This is a genomic window from Acidiphilium sp. PM (assembly GCF_000219295.1).
GTDB classification, from domain to species: domain Bacteria; phylum Pseudomonadota; class Alphaproteobacteria; order Acetobacterales; family Acetobacteraceae; genus Acidiphilium; species Acidiphilium multivorum.
In genome coordinates this window covers 1-884 of sequence record NZ_AFPR01000594.1, presented here as the reverse complement: position 1 = coordinate 884, position 884 = coordinate 1, and the positions used below count along the sequence as shown (strand labels likewise).

Here is an 884-nt window from a genome sequence, read left to right as displayed (position 1 = left end):
AATGCCGCAAAGGCGATAGATCGGCGCTTCGATCGCCGCGAGGAATCGCAGATCGCCGCGATAAAGTCGGGCGAGATAGGCGCCCAGCGGAAAGGCCGCGCCGAAGACGAGGGCGAGCGCGAGGGCGATGAACCCTATTCCGTGCAAGGTCATGGGGGTTTCCGTTCGGAGACGCTATTGTTCGGGGGGATGCCGGTGAAGAACCTGGCGTGCCACCTGCCACATCCACAGGATGACGAGGACGATGGCGAAAGCACTGCCGATGCAGATCAGGGCATCGGCGATCAGGCCAGTGATGTGCGCCGCCAGATGCATGGTGTTCAGAAATCCTCGGGGCGCAGAAGGGCCCAGACGAGATAGATCAGAATTAATCCAGCAACGGTTCCACCGATCAAGAAATCAAACACTATATGATCTCCAGACCGTGGAAATATTACTCAAAACCGACCTGATATACATCATTTATATTCTTTCGCATGCATGGACGTAAAGAAAGAACAATCCAAACACCACAACGCCTAGAAGAACTGTCAACAAGTCATTCATTAATAATTCCCTTCAACCAACACTTGCGACAAGTTCGAAATGGCAGCAAAGGCCACCGAGGTTACCTTGCCGGACCGCAAGATCATGCCGGTTTACGCCGTATAAATTCGAGTCAAAATTTGGAGTTTTTTGTAAAAAAAATATTAAAATTCTAAGCTCGGCGGTCATTTGAGTCAGATGGCGGTGGCTGCGAAGTGTATGCCGGCCAGGATGCTCCTGGGCCCGAAGTAACGGATCGCCCTGGGCTGTAGCATAAGCGGACAAAGTGGGAACGCTGACTGGTTGGGATCGAGGTTTTCTGCGGGTTTGAGCGGAGAGCGCGGTTCTAAGGGCGGATA

Annotated in this window: 3 protein-coding genes; all 3 read right to left on the bottom strand. The window is 52.7% G+C overall.

Annotated features, from left to right (window positions below; all coding sequences use genetic code 11):
- Nucleotides 1-174: 174 nt before the first annotated feature.
- Nucleotides 175-315, bottom strand: a complete 141-nt coding sequence (locus APM_RS22140; RefSeq protein ID WP_155856319.1) for a hypothetical protein — start codon at nt 313-315, stop codon at nt 175-177.
- A gap of 5 nt (nt 316-320) precedes the next feature.
- Nucleotides 321-407, bottom strand: a complete 87-nt coding sequence (locus APM_RS23205) for a potassium-transporting ATPase subunit F (RefSeq protein WP_225487703.1) — start codon at nt 405-407, stop codon at nt 321-323.
- 151 nt (nt 408-558) lie between these two features.
- On the bottom strand, nt 559-884 hold a 326-nt coding region (locus tag APM_RS22440), incomplete at its 5' end, for a hypothetical protein (RefSeq protein WP_206740708.1).

Coding starts and splice junctions, on each gene's coding strand:
- APM_RS22140 (WP_155856319.1), bottom strand. CDS start 315: ATGCATCTGGCGGCGCACATCACTGGCCTGATCGCCGATGCCCTGATC.